Raw genomic sequence first — 18536 nt, 5'->3', positions numbered from 1 at the left:
CCGCGGTCACGCGGTCACCAGCCGTGGTGGGTCTGGTCCGGCGGGCTCAGTCGAGCAGTTCGCCGGTGGCGGTGTTCACCGCCGGTTCGGGCGCCGGGGCGCTCGCGAGCGCCTCGACGACGGCCCGGGCGGTCTTGGTCCCCATGCCGGGCACGGCGGCCACCTCTTCCTCGCTGGCGGCGCGCAGCTTCTTGACGGAGCCGAAGTGCTTCAGCAGGGCCGTCCTGCGGGCCTGGCCGAGCCCGGGCACCCCGTCGAGGGCGGAGGTCGTCATCGCCTTGGACCGCTTGGAGCGGTGGTAGGTGATGGCGAAGCGGTGGGCCTCGTCGCGCACGCGTTGCAGGAGGAACAGGCCCTGGCTGGTGCGGGGCAGCACGACGGGGTGCTCCTCCCCCGGCAGCCACACCTCCTCCAGGCGCTTGGCGAGCCCGCACAGGGCCACGTCGACGACGCCGACGTCGGCCAGGGCGCGGGCGGCGGCCTCGACCTGGGGCCGGCCGCCGTCGACGACGACGAGGTTGGGGGTGTAGGCGAAGCGGCGGGGCCGGCCGGTCTCGGGGTCGAGGCCGGCGAGGACCTCACCGCCGACCGCCCCGGAGGTCTCGACCTCCACGCCGTCGGCGGTCTCGGTGATCGGCGCGGGCTGTCCCGGCGCGCCGTCCTGCTCCGAGCGCACCCGGCGGAACCGGCGGGACAGGACCTCGCGCATGGCGCGGGTGTCGTCGAGGCCGCCCTCCTCGCCGCGCACCGCGAAGCGGCGGTAGTCGGCCTTCTTGGGCAGGCCGTCCTCGAAGACGACCATGGACGCGACGACGTTGGTCTCCTGGGTGTGCGAGACGTCGTAGCACTCGATGCGCAGCGGCGCCTCCTCCAGCCCGAGCGCCTCCTGCAGCTCCTGCAGGGCCAGGCTGCGGGTCGTGAGGTCCCCGCCGCGGCGGGTCTTGTGCAGGGCCAGGGCCTGGGTGGCGTTGCGGTGCACCGTCTCCATGAGGGCGCGCTTGTCCCCGCGCTGGGGGACGCGCAGGTCGACGCGGGACCCGCGCAGCTCGCTGAGCCAGTCCTCCACGTCGGCCTCGACGGTGGCGGGCAGCTCGGGGACGAGCACCTCGCGCGGGACGCCCTCGCCGGACTCGCCGCCGTAGACCTGCAGCAGCAGCTGCTCGACGAGCTCGGGGGTGTCGACGTCCTCGACCTTCTCGGAGACCCAGCCGCGCTGGCCGCGGACGCGGCCGCCGCGGACGTGGAAGACCTGCACGGCGGCCTCGAGCTCGTCGTCGGCGATGGCGAAGACGTCGGCGTCGGTGGCGTCGGGCAGGACGACGGCGGACTTCTCCAGGGCCTTGGTGAGGGCGCCGACGTCGTCGCGCAGGCGGGCGGCGCGCTCGTAGTCCATCTCGGCGGCGGCGGCCTTCATCTCCCGCTCGGCGCGGCGGACGAACTTGGCGGTGTTGCCGGCCATGAAGTCGCAGAAGTCCTGCGCGAGGTCCTTGTGGTCCTGGGGGGAGATCTTGCCGACGCAGGGCGCGGAGCACTTGTCGATGTAGCCGAGCAGGCAGGGCCGGCCGACCTGGCCGGCGCGCTTGTAGACGCCGGTGGAGCAGGTGCGGACGGGGAAGACGCGCAGCAGGAGGTCGACGGTCTCGCGGATGGCCCAGGCGTGGGTGTAGGGGCCGAAGTAGCGGGTGCCCTTGCGCTTGGCCCCGCGCAGGACCTGCACGCGCGGCACCTCCTCGCCCATGGTGACGGCGAGGTAGGGGTAGGACTTGTCGTCGCGGTACTTGACGTTGAACCGCGGGTCGAACTCCTTGATCCAGGAGTACTCCAGCTGCAGGGCCTCGACCTCGGTGGACACGACGGTCCACTCCACGCTGGCGGCGGTGGTGACCATGGCCGTGGTGCGCGGGTGCAGCGCCGACAGGTCCTGGAAGTAGTTCGCCAGGCGCGCCCGCAGGCTCTTGGCCTTGCCGACGTAGATGACCCGGCCGTGCGGGTCGCGGAAGCGGTACACCCCGGGTTCGAGCGGGATCTCCCCCGGCTTGGGGCGGTAGGTGGCGGGGTCGGGCACGGCTCCGAGGGTAGGTCGCTCCTCCGACAGGGGCCCGGCACCCCCGGGGCCGCGGCGAGGGCCGACCTCGCGTGACGGTGAGGTCACTGTCCGGGACCGGCCGTGCGGGGCACGGGTGAACTCCGTCCCGGACGGCCCGGAGCGCTCGGTGGCGCGCGCGGTCGTGCCCTAGCGTCCGCGCGTGCCCACCCCGACGCTCAGCCCCTCGGTCCCGCTCCCGGCGGCGGGCGCTCGCCCGCCGGTGCCGCGCCGGCCGCTGGGCTTCCCCGTCGGCGAGGGCGCTCCCGGACCGGTCGCGGTCGTGGTGGGCGATCGCCTCGACGTGGTGCGGACGGCGGAGGTCGTGCACCGGCTCGGGGCGGCCGGGCTGCTCGTGCGCGCCGGTGCGGCCGCCGGGTCCGCCGCGGGCACCCCCGCCGGCGCGTGCGTGGACGTGGCGGCGCCGGAGGGCCCGCGGGGCCGGGTGCTGGGCGAGCTCGTCACCGCCCTCACCACCGCCTTCGCCGAGCACCGGCCCTCGGCCGTGGTGGTGCACGGCGGCGGGAGCGCGGCCCTGGCGGGCGCGCTGGCCGCGAACGCGGCCGGGCTGCACCTGGTGCACCTCGGCGCCGGGCTGCGCAGCCACGACCGGCGCACCCCCGAGGAGCACCACCGCCGGGTGGTCGACGGGCTCGCCGACCTGTGCTGCGCGCCGACCGCCGCGGCCGTGGCGGCCCTGCGCGCCGAGGGGGTCGCCGACGAGCGCATCCTCCTCACCGGTGACCCCGTCGTGGAGGCGGTCCACCGGCTGCTGCCCGACGACGGGACGCAAGAGGCGGTGGCCGCCGCTCTGGGCCTGCCGAGCGGGTACGTGCTGCTGACGGTGGACCGGCCCGAGCACACCGACCGGCCCGCCCTGCTGGCGCAGCTGCTGACCGAGGTGAGCACGCTCCTGGACGCCGGGACCCCCGTCGTGGTCCCGGTGACCGCCTCGACCGGGGACCGGTGGCGCGAGGCGGGGTTCGCGCCGCTCCTGGACCGGTGCACGGTCCTGGGCCCGCTGGACCCCGTGCAGGCGGCCGTCGTGCAGCACCGGGCCGCCGTCCTCGTCTCCGACGCCGACGGCGTGGCCGAGGAGGCCTCCGTCCTCAAGCGGCCCCTGCTGCTCGTGCGCCGCTCGAGCGAGCGGCCGGAGGTGCTCGGCACCTTCGCCACCCTCGTCCCGGGCGGGCTGCGCCTCGCGAGCGCCGCCCTCGGCGTCCTGGCCGCGGACCCTGGCCGGTGGCGGGCCGTGCCGACCCCCTGCGGGGACGGCTCGGCCAGCCGCGTCGTGGTCGAGCAGGTGGTCAAGCTCGTCGTCTCGGCCTGACCGGCGCCGGGCCCGGCGTCAGCTCGCCTCAGCTCGCCTTGGCCCGGCGCCGGCGGGTGCCGGCGGTGGCGGTCGTGGTCCGCAGGATCTCGGCGAGGAACTGGCCGGTGTAGCTGGCCGGGGCCGCCGCGACGTCCTCGGGGGTACCGGTGCAGACGACGGTCCCGCCGCCGTTGCCGCCCTCGGGGCCCATGTCGACGATCCAGTCCGCCGACTTGATGACGTCGAGGTTGTGCTCGATGACCAGGACGCTGTTGCCCTTGTCCACCAGGCCCTGGACCACCCCGAGCAGCTTGCGGATGTCCTCGAAGTGCAGGCCGGTCGTGGGTTCGTCGAGGACGTAGACGGTGCGCCCGTTGGACCGGCGCTGCAGCTCCGAGGCCAGCTTCACGCGCTGGGCCTCACCGCCGGACAGGGTCGTGGCCGGCTGCCCGAGGCGGACGTACCCCAGACCGACCTCGGTCAGCGTCGCCATGTACCGCGAGATCGCCGGCACCGCGGCGAAGAAGTCCGCGGCCTCCTCGATCGGCATGTCCAGCACCTCGGCGATCGTCTTGCCCTTGAAGCGCACCTCCAGGGTCTCCCGGTTGTACCGGGCCCCGTGGCACACCTCGCAGGGGACGTACACGTCGGGCAGGAAGTTCATCTCGATCTTCAGCGTGCCGTCGCCCGCGCACGCCTCGCAGCGCCCGCCCTTGATGTTGAAGGAGAACCGGCCCGGCTGGTACCCGCGCAGCTTCGACTCCGGTGCGGAGGCGAACAGCTTGCGGATGTGGTCGAAGACGCCCGTGTAGGTGGCGGGGTTGGACCGCGGGGTCCGCCCGATGGGGCTCTGGTCCACGTGGACCACCTTGTCGAGGTGCTCCAGCCCCTCCACCGACTTGTGCCGGCCCGGGACCCGGCGGGCGCCGTTGAGCCGGTTCGCCAGCACCGTGTAGAGGATGTCGTTGACCAGCGTCGACTTCCCCGACCCCGACACCCCCGTCACCGCGACGAGCTGGCCGAGCGGGAACTCGACGGTCACGTCCTTGAGGTTGTTCTGCCGGGCCCCCGTCACGACGAGCGTGCGCCCGTCCCGCGGGCGGCGCTGGGCGGGCACCTCGATGGCGCGGGCGCCGGAGAGGTACTGCCCGGTGAGCGACCTCGGGTTCTCCAGCAGCCCCTGCAGGTCCCCGGAGTGCACGACCTCCCCGCCGCGCTCGCCCGCCCCCGGGCCGAAGTCGACGATCCAGTCGGCGACGCGCACGGTGTCCTCGTCGTGCTCGACGACGATGAGGGTGTTCCCCAGGTCCCGCAGCCGCGTCAGGGTGTCGATGAGGCGGCGGTTGTCGCGCTGGTGCAGGCCGATCGAGGGTTCGTCCAGGACGTAGAGGACGCCCACCAGGCCCGAGCCGATCTGGGTGGCGAGCCGGATCCGCTGCGCCTCACCGCCGGACAGCGTGCCCGAGGGCCGCGACAGCGACAGGTAGTCCAGGCCGACGTCGAGCAGGAACCCCAGGCGGGCCTGGATCTCCTTGAGGACCTGACCGGCGATCTTCTTGGCGCGCGGGGACAGCTGCATCGTGTCGAGGAAGCGCGAGCACTCGTCGATCGGCAACGCGCAGATGTCGGAGATCGAGTGCCCGGCGATCTTCACGGCCAGCGAGGTGGGCTTGAGCCGGGCGCCCCGGCACACCGGGCACGGCGTCTCGCGCATGTACCCCTCGTAGCGCTCCTTGGAGGAGTCCGACTCCGTCTCGGCGTGCCGGCGCTTGACGAACTCGATGACCCCCTCGAACCCGGTGGAGTAGGAGCGCTCCCGGCCCCAGCGGTTCCGGTAGCGGACGTGGACCTGGTGGTCCTTGCCGTGCAGCAGGGCGTCCTTGGCCCGCTTGGGCAGGGCCCGCCACGGCGTCGACGTGGAGAAGGACAGGTCGTCGGCGAGCGCGGTGACGAGCCGGGTGAAGTAGTCGGCCGCCCCCCCCGTCCACGGGGCGATGGCGCCCTCGTCCAGGGACAGGTCCTCGTCCGGGACGACGAGTTCGGGGTCCACCTCGAGCTGGGTGCCGATGCCGGTGCACTCCGGGCACGCCCCGAACGGGGAGTTGAAGGAGAAGGAGCGCGGCTCGATCTCGTCCAGCTCCAGGGGGTGCTCGTTCGGGCACGCCATCTTCTCGGAGAAGCGCCGCTCCCCCTCGGGACCCTCGGCGTCGACGAGGTCGGCGACCAGCAGACCCGAGGACAGGGCCAGGGCGGTCTCGACGGAGTCGGTGAGGCGGCGCTTGACGCCGTCCTTGACGACGAGGCGGTCGACGACGACCTCGATGGTGTGCTTGAGCCGCTTCTGCAGCGTCGGCGGGTCGTCGAGGGGGACGACCTCGCCGTCCACGCGGGCGCGGGCGAAGCCCTTGGCCTGCAGCTCGCGGAACAGCTCGGCGTACTCGCCCTTGCGCTCGCGCACCACGGGGGCCAGGACCTGGAAGCGGGTGCCGTCGGGCATCTCCAGGAGCTGGTCGACGATCTGCTGCGGGGTCTGGCGGCCGACGGGCTCGCCGCAGACGGGGCAGTGCGGCGTGCCGGCGCGGGCGAAGAGCAGGCGCAGGTAGTCGTACACCTCGGTGATCGTGCCGACCGTCGAGCGCGGGTTGCGCGACGTCGACTTCTGGTCGATCGACACCGCCGGGGACAGCCCCTCGATGAAGTCGACGTCGGGCTTGTCCATCTGCCCGAGGAACTGGCGCGCGTACGCGGACAGCGACTCCACGTAGCGGCGCTGGCCCTCGGCGAAGACGGTGTCGAAGGCGAGGGAGCTCTTGCCCGACCCGGACAGGCCCGTGAACACGACGAGGCTGTCCCGGGGGAGGTCGACCGAGACGTTCTTGAGGTTGTGCTCCCGGGCGCCCCGGACGAGGAGGCGGTCGCCCGGGGTGCGGGCACCGGTCACCGGGTGTGCCGCCGCAGCGGCGGAGGTCCTGCCGCGGCGAGCGCCGCCGCTGCCCTGGGCGGGCACGGTCTGCTGGGAGGACGCGGTCTTCGCCGACGCGGTCTTCGAGGGGGTCCGGGATGCCACGGGGCAACCCTAGGCGTCACCTCCGACACGAGCCCGCGGGCAGCTCCTGGCCACGGTCCCGGTCCGGGCGGAGGGACCTGCGCACGGGCGGGGCGTGAGGACTGCACGGGTCGACGTCCACCGTTCGGAGGACGCAGGTAGTTGAGCGTTCTGCTTACCCTCGGTTCATGGCTCCACCCGGATCGGCTCTGCAGGAAGCGCGCCCCGCCGCCCCCGACGAGACCGCGGGAGGCGCCGGCCCCGCGGACCCGGTGCCGGCCCGGTGGCTGGACGACGACGAGCAGGTGACCTGGCGGACCTTCCTGTCCGCCACCCAGCTGCTGCTCGACCGGTTCGACCGTCAGCTGCAGCGGGACTCCGGCATCCTCCTGACGTACTACGAGATGCTCGTCCGGCTCTCGGAGGCCCCGGGCCGCTCGCTGCGCATGAGCGAGCTCGCCGAGTCCTCCTCCTCCTCCCGCAGCCGCGTCTCGCACGCGGTGGCCCGCATGGAGGAGCGCGGCTGGATCCGCCGCGAGGCCTGCCCCACCGACGGTCGCGGGTTCCTCGCCGTGCTCACCGACGAGGGCTCGGCCGCGCTGGCCTCGGCCGCCCCCGGGCACGTGGACACGGTGCGCGGCACGCTGTTCGACCAGCTCTCCGCCGAGCAGCTGCGGCAGCTGCGGGAGATCAGCACCGTGCTGCTGGACCACCTGCAGGCGACCGGGAGCGTGTCCTCCGTCCCGCCCGCCCCCGACCGCGCCTGACGCGGCGGGGGATGGCGGCCACGCCGTCACGCCGTCGGGTGCCGGCCGGTCAGGAGGGGACGGCCGGCCCCCGTTCGTGCCGTCGGTGATCAGGCCCCCTGCGCCGCGCGCATCCCCCGCAGCTCCTTCTTCAGGTCCCCGACCTCGTCGCGCAACCGCGCCGCCAGCTCGAACTGCAGCTCGGCGGCCGCCGAGTGCATCTGGTCGGTGAGCTCCTGGATGAGGTCGGCGAGGTCGGCCTGCGGCATCCCGGCCCGCGGTTCGGGACCCACCTCGCGGCCGACGTTCTTCCCCTTGGCGCCCTTGGCGCCCTTGGCGGGCGTGGGGGCCTTGCCGCGCGACTGCGACCGCCCGCTGCCCCCGGGCCCGCCCTTGGCCGCGGCGAGCAGCTCGGCGGTGTCGGCGTCCTCGCGGGCGATGAGGTCGGTGATGTCGGCGATCCGCTTGCGCAGCGGCATCGGGTCGACGCCGCGTTCGGTGTTGTAGGCGATCTGCTTCTCGCGGCGGCGGTTCGTCTCCTCGATGGCCTCGGCCATGGACGGGGTGACCGTGTCCGCGTACATGTGGACCTGACCGGAGACGTTGCGGGCCGCGCGACCGATCGTCTGGATCAGCGACTTCGACGAGCGCAGGAACCCCTCCTTGTCCGCGTCGAGGATCGCCACGAGCGAGACCTCCGGCAGGTCCAGCCCCTCGCGCAGCAGGTTGATGCCGACGAGGACGTCGTAGTCGCCCTGGCGCAGCTCGCGCAGCAGCTCCACGCGGCGCAGGGTGTCGACCTCGGAGTGCAGGTACCGCACGCGCACGCCCTGGTCGAGGAAGTAGTCCGTGAGGTCCTCGGCCATCTTCTTCGTCAAGGTGGTGACGAGGACGCGCTCGTCCTTGGCCGTGCGCAGCGAGATCTCGTGCAGCAGGTCGTCGATCTGCCCCTTCGTCGGCTTGACGACGACCTCCGGGTCGACCAGACCCGTCGGGCGGATGATCTGCTCGACCACCCCCCGGCCCCGGGACAGCTCGTAGTCCCCCGGCGTCGCCGACAGGTAGACCGTCTGGCCGGTGCGCTCGAGGAACTCCTCCCAGCGCAGCGGCCGGTTGTCCATGGCGCTGGGCAGCCGGAACCCGAAGTCGACGAGGGTCCGCTTGCGGGACATGTCGCCCTCGTACATCGCCCCGATCTGCGGCACCGTCACGTGCGACTCGTCCACGACGAGGAGGAAGTCCTCGGGGAAGTAGTCCAGCAGCGTGTTCGACGCCGACCCCGGCCCGCGGCCGTCGAGGTGGCGGGAGTAGTTCTCCACCCCCGAGCAGGCACCGACCTGGCGCAGCATCTCGATGTCGTACGTCGTGCGCATCCGCAGCCGCTGGGCCTCCAGCAGCTTGCCCTGCTGCTCCAGCTCGGCCAGCCGCTCGGTCAGCTCGGCCTCGATCGTGCCGATGGCCCGTTCGAGCCGTTCGGGCCCGGCGACGTAGTGCGAAGCGGGGAAGACGTAGACCAGCTCCTCCTCGCGCAGCACCTCCCCCGTCAGCGGGTTCAGCGTGTAGAGCTTGTCGATCTCGTCGCCGAAGAACTCGATCCGCAGCGCGTGCTCCTCGTACTGCGGGATGATCTCGACCGTGTCCCCGCGGACCCGGAAGGTGCCGCGGGTGAAGGCCAGGTCGTTGCGGGTGTACTGCTCCTCGACGAACTTGCGCAGCAGCTCGTCGCGCTCGATCGTGTCGCCGACCTTGAGCGTCACCATCCGGTCGACGTACTCCTGCGGGGTGCCGAGACCGTAGATGCACGACACCGTCGCGACCACGACGACGTCGCGGCGGGTCAGCAGCGAGTTCGTCGCCGAGTGCCGCAGCCGCTCGACCTCGTCGTTGACCGAGGAGTCCTTCTCGATGTACGTGTCCGACTGCGGGACGTACGCCTCGGGCTGGTAGTAGTCGTAGTACGAGACGAAGTACTCCACCGCGTTGTTCGGCAGCAGCTCGCGGAACTCGTTCGCCAGCTGCGCGGCGAGCGTCTTGTTGGGGGCCATGACGAGCGTCGGTCGCTGCACCTGCTCGATGAGCCAGGCCGTCGTGGCCGACTTCCCCGTCCCCGTCGCGCCGAGCAGCACGACGTCCTGCTCCCCCGCGTCCACCCGCCGTGCCAGCTCGGCGATGGCGGTGGGCTGGTCCCCGGAGGGGGAGAACTCGGAGACCACCTCGAAGGGGGCCACCCGGCGCTGGAGGTCTGTCGTCGGCCGCATGGGGGAAGACTAGGTCGGACCTCCGACACGGGCCCTCCGGGCGAGGCCCGCCTCGACCTCGACCAGGACCGCGCACCCCGGGTCGGCGCTGGCCCACCGCCCCTGACCTGCCCGGACGTACCCCAGGCCGGCCAGTCCGCCCTCGGCGGACACGACCGTGCGCAGCGGCCAGGCGCCGGTGGCGGTGAGCCGGGCGGAACCGGCCGCCCGTTCCAGCCGGGCCAGCACGCGGCGCTCGTCCCCCTCGGCGGGCGTCCCGGCGGGCAGGGCCCCCGGCCGGCCGGTGCGCGTCCCCTCCTCGAAGGGGACGAGCCGTTCGCTCCACAACCGCCCGACGAGCCCGGGCAGCGGGTCGGGCGCCGCCGGGTCCCGGCGCGGGTTGGGCAGCAGCACGTCGGCCGCCGTCCTGCGCTCCTCGTCCCCGGCCTGCGCGGCGATGCGGGCCCGGGCCGCCTGCGCGTCCATGCCCCGCTCGGTGACGAGCCGGCGCTCGCGCTCGGTGGCGTCGGCGTCGACGACCACGACGAGCGGGTACGTCGGGGCGGCCCCGGTCTCCACGAGCAGCGGCACGTCCTCGACGACCACGGCGTCCTCGGGGGCGGCGGCGGCCAGCTCGGCCCGCCGGGCCGCCACCAGCGGGTGGACGATCGCGTTGAGCGCCGCGCGGCGGCCGGTGTCGCCGAACACGACCCGCCCCAGCACCGGCCGGTCCAGCGACCCGTCGTCGGCCAGGACACCGGGACCGAACTCCTCGACCACCGCGGCCAGCCCCGGGGTGCCGGCGGCGACGACCTCCCGCGCGACGACGTCGGCGTCGACGAGCACGGCCCCGAGCTGCACCAGCAGCCGCGACACCGTCGACTTGCCCGCACCGATCCCGCCGGTCAACCCCACGCGCAGCACGCGGCCGACCCTAGCCCCGGACGCGCGCAGGGCCCGCCCGGACGAACCGGACGGGCCCTGCGAGAGGGTGGTGCGTCAGCGCACGCCGCTGCGGCGCTTGTTGAAGACGTCGAAGGCGACGGCCAGCAGCAGCACCAGGCCCTTGATGACCGACTGGAGCGACTGGTCCACGTTGTACAGCTGCATCCCGTTGGAGATGACGCCGACGAGCAGACCACCGATCATCGCGCCCTGGATCTTGCCGACCCCGCCGGTGACCGCGGCGCCACCGATGAAGGCGGCGGCGATGGCGTCCAGCTCGAAGCTGTTGCCGGCGCTGGGCTGGGCCCCGTTGGAGCGCGAGGAGAAGATGACCCCCGCGACCGCGGCGAGGAAGCCCATGTTGACGAAGATCCAGAAGTTCACCCGGCGGACGTTGACGCCGGACAGCTGCGCGGCGGCGAGGTTGCCGCCGATGGCGTAGACCTGACGGCCGAAGACGGACGACTTCATGACCATCGAGTACGTGAGGATCAGCACGGCCAGGATGACGAGCACGTACGGCAGGCCCCGGCTGTTCGCCAGCTGCCAGGCGAAGGCCATGACGACCGCGGCCACGACGACGATCTTCAGCACGAACAACGGCATCGCGTCCACGACCTGCTGGTAGCGGATCTTGGCGATGCGGGTGCGCACCTGGGTGACGGCGAACGCGACGACGGCGAGGACGGCGATGAGGAGGGTGAAGGCGTCGTAGCCGTTGCCGCCGATGAGGCCGTTCGAGAACCCGGTGGCGATCTTGCCGTACTGCGCGGGGAACGGCGAGAGCGAGACGTTGTTCAGGACGAAGAACGTCAGGCCGCGGAACAGCAGCATCCCGGCCAGGGTGACGATGAACGCCGGGATCCCGACGACGGCGACCCAGAACCCCTGCCAGGCACCGACGAGGAGCCCGACGCCGAGGGCGGCGATGACCCCGACCCACCACGGCTGGTTGGAGCCGATGACGAGCTGGGCCGAGACGGCGCCCGTCAACGCGACGACCGACCCGACCGACAGGTCGATGTGGCCGGCGACGATGACGATGAGCATGCCGATGGCGAGCACCAGCACGTAGGAGTACTGCAGCACGATGTTCGTGATGTTGCCCGGGCTGAGGGACAACCCGTCGGTGAGGATCGCGAACAGCACCACCACGACGACGAAGGCGATGTAGATGCCGCTCTCGCGCAGGTTCTGGGTGATGGCGACGAAGGGGTTCGCGCTGCCCGTCTTCGGGGCCGGTGCGGGTTTGCTGTCCTTGGTCAGCGTGCTGCCGCTCATGCGGTGCGCTCCTGCGGGGTGAGTTCGTCGGTGGGGTGGGGGTCGGGCGCGACGGAGACGCTGCCGCCCTTGGTCATGAGGACCATGAGGCTCTCCTGGCTCGCCTCGGCGATCGGCAACTGGCCGGTGATGCGCCCCGCGGACAGCGTGTAGATGCGGTCGCAGATCCCGAGCAGCTCGGGCAGCTCGGAGGAGATGACGATGACGGCCTTCCCGGCCGCCACCAGGCGGTTGATGATCGTGTAGATCTCGTACTTGGCGCCGACGTCGATCCCGCGGGTGGGTTCGTCGAGGATGAGGACCTCGGGGTCGGAGAAGATCCACTTCGACAGGACGACCTTCTGCTGGTTGCCGCCGGACAGCTTGCCCGTCAGCGCACTGACGGTCGGGGCCTTGATGTTCATGCTCCGCTTGCTGTCCTCGGCAACCTTGATCTCCTCGTTCGCGTCGACGAAACCGCCGCTGGCGAGCTTGCCGAGCGCGGCCGCGGAGACGTTGCGCTTGATGTCGTCGATGAGGTTCAGGCCGAACTTCTTGCGGTCCTCCGTGGCGTAGGCCAGCCCGACCTTGATGGCCTCGCGGACCGAGCGCGCCTGCGTCTCCTTGCCGTGCAGGAACAGCTTGCCCCCGAGGTACCGGCCGTAGCTGCGGCCGAACACGCTCATCGCCAGTTCGGTGCGTCCGGCGCCCATAAGGCCGGCGATGCCGACGACCTCGCCCGCGCGGACGTTGAGCGACGCGTGGTCGACGACGAGGCGGTCCTGGTTGGCGTGCCCGACGGTCCAGCCCTCGATGCGCAGGATCTCCTCGCCCGGGTGGGACTCGCGCTCGGGGTAGCGGCTGTCGAGGTCACGGCCGACCATGCCGCGGATGATGCGGTCCTCGGTGACGGCGTCGGCCCGCATGTCGAGGGTCTCGATGGTCTGGCCGTCGCGGATGATCGTCACCGAGTCCGAGATCGCCTCGATCTCGTTGAGCTTGTGCGAGATCATGATGCTCGTCATGCCCTCCTGGCGCAGCTGACGCAGCAGGTCGAGCAGGTGGGCGGAGTCGTTGTCGTTCAGCGCGGCCGTCGGCTCGTCGAGGATGAGCAGCTTGACGTCCTTGCTGAGGGCCTTGGCGATCTCGACGAGCTGCTGCTTGCCGACGCCGAGCTGCCCGATGGGCGTGCTGGGGTTCTCCGTCAGGCCCACGCGCTGCAGCAGCTTGGAGGCCTCGCCGTTGGTGCGGTTCCAGTCGATGAGACCGGTACGGCCCTTGATCTCGTTGCCCAGGAAGAGGTTCTCGGCCACCGACAGGTACGGCACGAGGGCCAGCTCCTGGTGGATGATCGCGATGCCGGCCTTCTCGGAGTCGACGATCCCGGAGAACGTCGAGAGCTGGCCGTTGAAGTAGATCTCGCCGTCGTAGGTCCCGTGCGGGTAGACCCCGGACAGGACCTTCATCAACGTCGACTTCCCGGCGCCGTTCTCCCCGCAGATCGCGTGGACCTCACCGCGGCGCACCGACAACGAGACGTCGGACAGGGCCTTGACGCCCGGGAAGGTCTTGGTGATGGAGCGCATCTCGAGGATGTTCTCGGCGCCGGTGGTGCGGGTGTTCTCGGTCATCGGTGAACCGTCGTCCCTCGTCGTGGTGGGGAGTTTCTCGCTGGACCGCACGAACCCCGCCCCGAGTTCGCGAGAACTCGGGGCGGGGACGGGAGGATGGTCAGCTGGCCTGACCGGCGTCGACCTCGGCCTGCGTGTAGTAGCCGGTGTCCACCAGGGCGCTCTTGACGTTGTCCTTGGTGACGATCTGGGACTCCAGGAGGTAGGAGGGGACGACCTTGACGCCGTTGTCGTACGTCTCGGTGTCGTTCGCCTCGGGCTCGTCGCCCTCGACCAGCGCGGTCGCGACGGTGACGGCCTCGTCGGCCAGCTTGCGGGTGTCCTTGAAGATCGTCGAGTACTGCACGCCGTCGTTGATGAGCTTCACGGAGGCGATCTCGGCGTCCTGGCCGGTGATGATCGGCATGGGCTTGCCCGAGCCGCCGTACCCGGCGTTCTGCAGCGCGGTGATGATGCCGCGGGAGATGCCGTCGTAGGGCGACAGGACGCCATCGACCTTGCTGCCGTCGTTGTAGGCGGAGGTGAGCAGGTCCTCCATGCGCTTCTGCGCGGTCTCCTGCTGCCAGCGCAGGATGGCGGCCTGGTCGATCTTCGTCTGCCCCGACTTCACGACGAGCTGGCCGGAGTCGATGTACGGCTTGAGCGTGTCGAACGCGCCGTCCCAGAAGAACTGGGCGTTGTTGTCGTCCAGGGAGCCGGCGAACAGCTCGACGTTGAACGGGCCGGTGGCGGTGCCCTCGGAACCGTCGGCGTTCTTCAGCCCCAGGCCGGTCAGCAGCGAGGTGCCCTGCTGCACACCGACCTTGTAGTTGTCGAAGGAGACGTAGAAGTCGACGTCCCCGGACCCGCGGATGAGGCGGTCGTAGGAGATGATCTTGACGCCGGCCGACGCCGCGGAGGAGAGCTGGCTCGAGAGGGCGGTGCCGTCGATCGCCGCGACGATGAGGACCTTGTCGCCCTTGGTGATCATCTGGTCGATCTGCTGCGACTGGGTCGGGATGTCGTCGTTGGCGTACTGCAGGTCGACCTTGTAGCCGGCCTTCTCCAGACCCGCCTTGACGTTGTTGCCGTCGGCGATCCAGCGCTCGGACGTCTGGGTCGGCATCGCGACGCCGACGGTGATGTCGCCCTTGTCGGCGGGGGCGCTGTCGTCGCCGCCGGCACCGGTTCCGGCGCCACCGCCACCGCAGGCGGAGAGGGTCAGGGCCAGACCGGCCCCGAAGACGGCAAGGGCACTGCGGCGTTTCATCACGGCGGGACTCCTCTGTACCTCGTGAACCCGCGCGGCGTCCGGCCGCGACGAGTGTGGGGATGTGCGCCGTGGTGGCGCGGGTTGCCGGGTGGGAGTCGAGCTTCCTCGTCTCGTCACCACCGGCACATCGTTCGGACGACCTCATTGTTAGCGTTGCCAATCGAGGCCGTCAAGCCAGTCACCCGGTTGCACCCGGACTCGACGCAGGTGGGCGTGCCCGCCGGACCCGTGGGTTACTCTGCTCCCGCGAGGACGGTGCGACGCTCCCTCGCCACCCATCCACCTCCGGCCCTCGCCGCCGAGGACCGGCCTGCAGGAAGCGGGACCCGTCATGTCCGCCGACTCCGACGAGCGGAGCGTCTACCCCGACGCCGAGCCGCGGGTCCCCGTCCTGGCCGACGTCGCGCAGCTGGCCGGCGTCTCGCAGCAGACCGTCTCGCGCGTCGTGCGCGGCAGCCCGTCCGTGGCGCGGCGCACCCGCGAGCGGGTCGAGGCCGCCATCGCCGAGGTCGGCTACCGCCCCAACGTCGCCGCTCGCACCCTCGTCACCCGGCGCTCGCACCGGATCGGCGTCGTCGCCGCCAACGCCGCGCTCTACGGCGCGGCCATGACGTTGCAGGGGATCCAGGAGGCGGCCCGGACCACCGGCTACTCCGTCTCCCTCGTCATGCTCCCGGAACTGACGACGGCGGGCGTGCAGGAGGCGCTGGAGGACCTGCGGGCCCAGTACGTCGACGGCGCGATCGCCGTCGTGCCCCAGGACGGCGCGCAGGACGCCGTGCGCGAGGTCGACGCCGCCTTCCCCTGCGTCCTGGCGCCCGGCCTCGACGGGGCCGGTGTGACCGACGCCTACTGGGCCGAGGTCGCCGCCGCGCGCGCCGCCACCGACCACCTCCTCGGCCTCGGGCACCGCACCGTGCACCACCTCGGCGGCCCCGGCGACTGGGCCGAGTCCCGCGCCCGCTCCACCGGCTGGCGCACCGCCCTGGTGGAGCGGGCGCGGGTCGTGCCGCGTCCCGTGCGCGGGGACTGGACCGCCGCCTCGGGGCACGCGGCCGTCGCCGACCTGCCGCTGACCGAGGTCACCGCCCTCTTCGCCGCCAACGACGCCATGGCCCTGGGCGCCCTGAGCGCCTTGTCCGCCCGCGGGGTGCGCGTCCCGGACGACGTGTCCGTCGTCGGGTTCGACGACGTCCCGGAAGCGGCCTACTACGCCCCGCCCCTGACGACCGTCCGTCAGGACTTCTCCGAGATCGGCCGCCGCTGCGTCCGGGTGCTGCTGGGCCGGCTGCACGACCGGGTCGTCGAACCGGGCACCGTCCCCCCCGGTCTCGTCGTGCGCTCCAGCACCGCTCCCCCGCCCGTCCCGGCCTGAGCGGAACCCTCCCCCTCACCCGGACACCACCGGCACGCACGAAGGCCCCGACCGGACGAACCGGTCGGGGCCTCCTGCTCAGCTCAGCGGAGCACCGGGGCGGTCAGCCTCAGTTGCCCCCGGTCAGCTTCTCGCGCAGGGCGGCGAGGGCCTCGTCGGACGCGAGCGTGCCCGCGGCCTCCGGAGCCTCGGAGGTGTAGGACGACGGCGCCGACGACGAGCTGCTGCTCGAGGAGCTGCTGCTCGTGGGAGCGGCGGCGCCACCCTCGGCCTCGGCCTTCGCCTCGGCCTCGGCGGCCTCCGCGACCTGCTTCTTGTGCTGCTCCCAGCGCTCGTGGGCCAGGGCGTACTGCCCCTCCCACTCCTCGCGCTGGGCCTCGTAGCCCTCGAGCCACTCGTTCGTCTCGGGGTCGAAGCCCTCGGGGTACTTGTAGTTCCCCTGCTCGTCGTAGTCCGCGGCCATGCCGTACAGCGACGGGTCGAACTCGTCACCGGCGGCGGCGAGGGACTCGGTGGCCTGCTTCAGCGACAGCGAGATCCGGCGACGCTCCAGGTCGATGTCGATGACCTTGACGAAGATGTCGCTGTTGACCTGGACGACCTGCTCGGGCACCTCGACGTGGCGCTCGGCCAGCTCGGAGATGTGGACCAGGCCCTCGATGCCGTCGTCGACGCGCACGAACGCACCGAACGGGACGAGCTTGGTGACCTTGCCCGGCACGACCTGGCCGATCGCGTGGGTCCGGGCGAACTGCTGCCACGGGTCTTCCTGGGTCGCCTTGAGCGACAGGGACACGCGCTCGCGGTCCATGTCGACGTCCAGGACCTCGACCGTGACCTCCTGGCCGACCTCGACGACCTCGGAGGGGTGGTCGATGTGCTTCCAGGACAGCTCCGAGACGTGCACCAGACCGTCGACGCCACCGAGGTCCACGAACGCACCGAAGTTGACGATCGAGGAGACGACGCCGGAGCGGACCTGACCCTTCTGCAGGGTCGTGAGGAAGTTCTGGCGGACCTCGGACTGGGTCTGCTCGAGCCAGGCGCGGCGGGACAGGACCACGTTGTTGCGGTTCTTGTCCAGCTCGATGATCTTGGCTTCGATCGTCTTGCCGACGTAGGGCTGCAGGTCGCGGACGCGACGCATCTCGACCAGCGACGCGGGCAGGAAGCCACGGAGGCCGATGTCGAGGATGAGCCCACCCTTGACGACCTCGATGACAGTGCCCTCGACGACCTCGTCGGCGTCCTTCTTGGCCTCGATCGTGCCCCAGGCGCGCTCGTACTGGGCACGCTTCTTGGACAGGATCAGGCGGCCCTCCTTGTCCTCCTTCTGGAGGACCAGGGCCTCGACCTCGTCGCCGACGCCCACGACCTCGTTGGGGTCGACGTCGTGCTTGATCGAGAGCTCGCGCGAGGGGATGACGCCCTCGGTCTTGTAACCGATGTCGAGGAGGACCTCGTCCCGGTCGACCTTCACGATGGTGCCGGAGACGATGTCACCGTCGTTGAAGTACTTGATGGTCGCGTCGACCGCGGCAAGGAAGTCCTCAGCCGATCCGATGTCGTTGATCGCGATCTGAGGAGTGGTGCCCGCCGGCGCGGTCGTGGTGGTCGTCATGGAGGTAGGGGCTCCGTCAGGGACAGTCGTAGGTGGACGTCCGGGGGTTCCCGGCCGCCACGCGTGCCCACGGGCCGTCGAGCTCCGGGGAGGAACACCGGTCGGACCACCGGGCGCGCGCTGTCCCAGACTACCGGCGCGACCGGAGGCGGGCAAAGCACCCCCGGCCGGTGCTCGGCGGGGCTGGCAGGATCACCGGGTGGACCAGCAGCCCAGCGCCCAGCCCAGTGTCGGTCGCCGCCCCGCCGGGGCCGCCGAGACCGTTGCCGCGCAGCGGTCCTGGTGGGACGCCGAGGCCGCGGAGTACCGCCGCGAGCACGGCGCCTTCCTCGGCGACGCCCGGCCCGGATCGGACCTCGTGTGGGGCCCGGACGGCCTGCGCGAGGACGAGGCGCAGCTGCTCGGCGACCTGGCCGGTCGCGACGTCCTGGAGATCGGGGCGGGGGCGGCGCAGTGCGCGCGCTGGGTCGCCGGCCGCGGCGCCCGGGTCGTGGCGACCGACCTGTCCCTGGGGATGCTGCGCGAGGGGTCGGCGCCCGCGCGGTCGGCCGGGGTGCCGCTCGTGCAGTGCGACGCCCGGGTGCTGCCCTTCCCCGACGCCACCTTCGACGTCGTGTTCACGTCCTACGGGGCCCTGCCGTTCGTCGCCGACGCCGGGCGGGTCCTCGCCGAGGCCGCCCGCGTGCTGCGCCCGGGGGGCCGGTTCGCCGCGAGCGTGCCGCACCCGCTGCGGTGGGCCCTGCCCGACGTGCCCGGTCCGGAGGGGCTGACCGTGACGCACTCCTACTTCGACCGGAACGCCTACGTCGAGGCCGACGAGCACGGGAGGGTCACCTACGCCGAGCACCACCGCACCGTCGGGGACTGGGTGCGACTGCTCGTGGGCGTCGGCCTCGTCGTGCGCGACCTCGTCGAGCCGCGGTGGCGCTCCGGGGACGCCGTCTGGGGCGGGTGGAGCAGGCTGCGCGGCGAGCTCGTCCCCGGCACCCTCGTGCTCGTGGCCGACCGCCCCTGAACGGGCCCGACCG

The 18536-nt window shown here is 72.1% G+C and carries 12 protein-coding genes; 4 read left to right on the top strand and 8 right to left on the bottom strand.

The features are described from left to right. Positions 1-46 precede the first annotated feature (46 nt). A complete protein-coding gene (gene uvrC, locus AB2L28_RS12445) occupies positions 47-2065 on the bottom strand; it encodes an excinuclease ABC subunit UvrC (RefSeq protein WP_370719230.1) in 2019 nt (672 codons plus the stop codon). A gap of 181 nt (positions 2066-2246) precedes the next feature. Between uvrC and AB2L28_RS12440 the strand changes: the two genes are divergently transcribed. Continuing rightward, on the top strand, positions 2247-3413 hold the full coding sequence (locus AB2L28_RS12440; protein WP_370719228.1) for a UDP-N-acetylglucosamine 2-epimerase: 1167 nt from the start codon (positions 2247-2249) through the stop codon (positions 3411-3413). Positions 3414-3441: 28 nt separating this feature from the next. On the opposite strand, the gene uvrA is transcribed toward AB2L28_RS12440, so the two are convergent. Further along, positions 3442-6336: an excinuclease ABC subunit UvrA gene (gene uvrA, locus AB2L28_RS12435; RefSeq protein WP_370719446.1), complete on the bottom strand. Its 2895-nt coding sequence runs from the start codon at positions 6334-6336 to the stop codon at positions 3442-3444. A gap of 293 nt (positions 6337-6629) precedes the next feature. On the opposite strand from uvrA, the gene AB2L28_RS12430 reads away from it, so the two are divergent. After that, complete coding sequence (locus AB2L28_RS12430; RefSeq protein WP_370719226.1) at positions 6630-7208, top strand: MarR family winged helix-turn-helix transcriptional regulator; 579 nt, start codon at positions 6630-6632, stop codon at positions 7206-7208. Positions 7209-7297: 89 nt separating this feature from the next. Here AB2L28_RS12430 and uvrB read toward each other — a convergent pair whose 3' ends face one another. The 5 genes from uvrB to chvE form a co-directional block, all read right to left on the bottom strand. After that, positions 7298-9445 carry an excinuclease ABC subunit UvrB gene (gene uvrB / locus AB2L28_RS12425; protein ID WP_370719224.1) on the bottom strand — a complete coding sequence of 716 codons (2148 nt, stop codon included), beginning with the start codon at positions 9443-9445 and terminating at the stop codon, positions 7298-7300. Positions 9446-9454: 9 nt separating this feature from the next. After that, positions 9455-10348, bottom strand: coding sequence for a dephospho-CoA kinase (gene coaE, locus AB2L28_RS12420; RefSeq protein ID WP_370719222.1), 894 nt, complete (start codon positions 10346-10348; stop codon positions 9455-9457). 75 nt (positions 10349-10423) lie between these two features. Next, complete coding sequence (gene mmsB, locus AB2L28_RS12415; protein WP_370719220.1) at positions 10424-11650, bottom strand: multiple monosaccharide ABC transporter permease; 1227 nt, start codon at positions 11648-11650, stop codon at positions 10424-10426. Beyond that, the gene (gene mmsA / locus AB2L28_RS12410) at positions 11647-13260 is read right to left on the bottom strand and encodes a multiple monosaccharide ABC transporter ATP-binding protein (protein WP_370719218.1); all 1614 of its coding nucleotides are present in this window, start codon (positions 13258-13260) and stop codon (positions 11647-11649) included. Before mmsA ends, mmsB begins: the two co-directional genes overlap by 4 nt. 100 nt (positions 13261-13360) lie before the next feature. Continuing rightward, entirely contained in the window at positions 13361-14509 is a 1149-nt protein-coding gene (chvE, locus tag AB2L28_RS12405; protein WP_370719216.1) for a multiple monosaccharide ABC transporter substrate-binding protein, read from the bottom strand. A 334-nt stretch (positions 14510-14843) separates the two neighbouring features. Between chvE and AB2L28_RS12400 the strand changes: the two genes are divergently transcribed. Beyond that, complete coding sequence (locus AB2L28_RS12400; protein ID WP_370719214.1) at positions 14844-15887, top strand: LacI family DNA-binding transcriptional regulator; 1044 nt, start codon at positions 14844-14846, stop codon at positions 15885-15887. A gap of 109 nt (positions 15888-15996) precedes the next feature. Here AB2L28_RS12400 and rpsA read toward each other — a convergent pair whose 3' ends face one another. Further along, entirely contained in the window at positions 15997-17508 is a 1512-nt protein-coding gene (rpsA, locus tag AB2L28_RS12395; protein WP_370719212.1) for a 30S ribosomal protein S1, read from the bottom strand. A gap of 199 nt (positions 17509-17707) precedes the next feature. On the opposite strand from rpsA, the gene AB2L28_RS12390 reads away from it, so the two are divergent. Beyond that, positions 17708-18523 carry a class I SAM-dependent methyltransferase gene (locus AB2L28_RS12390; protein ID WP_370719210.1) on the top strand — a complete coding sequence of 272 codons (816 nt, stop codon included), beginning with the start codon at positions 17708-17710 and terminating at the stop codon, positions 18521-18523. Positions 18524-18536 lie beyond the last annotated feature (13 nt).

It is taken from the genome of Kineococcus mangrovi, from assembly GCF_041320705.1.
Taxonomy (GTDB): Bacteria; Actinomycetota; Actinomycetes; order Actinomycetales; family Kineococcaceae; genus Kineococcus; species Kineococcus mangrovi.
The sequence above is the reverse complement of the archived record's forward strand: the minus strand, read 5'-3'. Positions and strand labels throughout refer to the sequence as shown.

Bases quoted from the DNA above. Each gene is read 5' to 3' on its own strand.
- AB2L28_RS12430 (WP_370719226.1), top strand. From the start codon at position 6,630: ATGGCTCCACCCGGATCGGCTCTGCAGGAAGCGCGCCCCGCCGCCCCC.
- uvrB (WP_370719224.1), bottom strand. From the start codon at position 9,445: ATGCGGCCGACGACAGACCTCCAGCGCCGGGTGGCCCCCTTCGAGGTG.
- mmsB (WP_370719220.1), bottom strand. From the start codon at position 11,650: ATGAGCGGCAGCACGCTGACCAAGGACAGCAAACCCGCACCGGCCCCG.
- mmsA (WP_370719218.1), bottom strand. From the start codon at position 13,260: ATGACCGAGAACACCCGCACCACCGGCGCCGAGAACATCCTCGAGATG.
- chvE (WP_370719216.1), bottom strand. From the start codon at position 14,509: ATGAAACGCCGCAGTGCCCTTGCCGTCTTCGGGGCCGGTCTGGCCCTG.
- AB2L28_RS12400 (WP_370719214.1), top strand. From the start codon at position 14,844: ATGTCCGCCGACTCCGACGAGCGGAGCGTCTACCCCGACGCCGAGCCG.
- rpsA (WP_370719212.1), bottom strand. From the start codon at position 17,508: ATGACGACCACCACGACCGCGCCGGCGGGCACCACTCCTCAGATCGCG.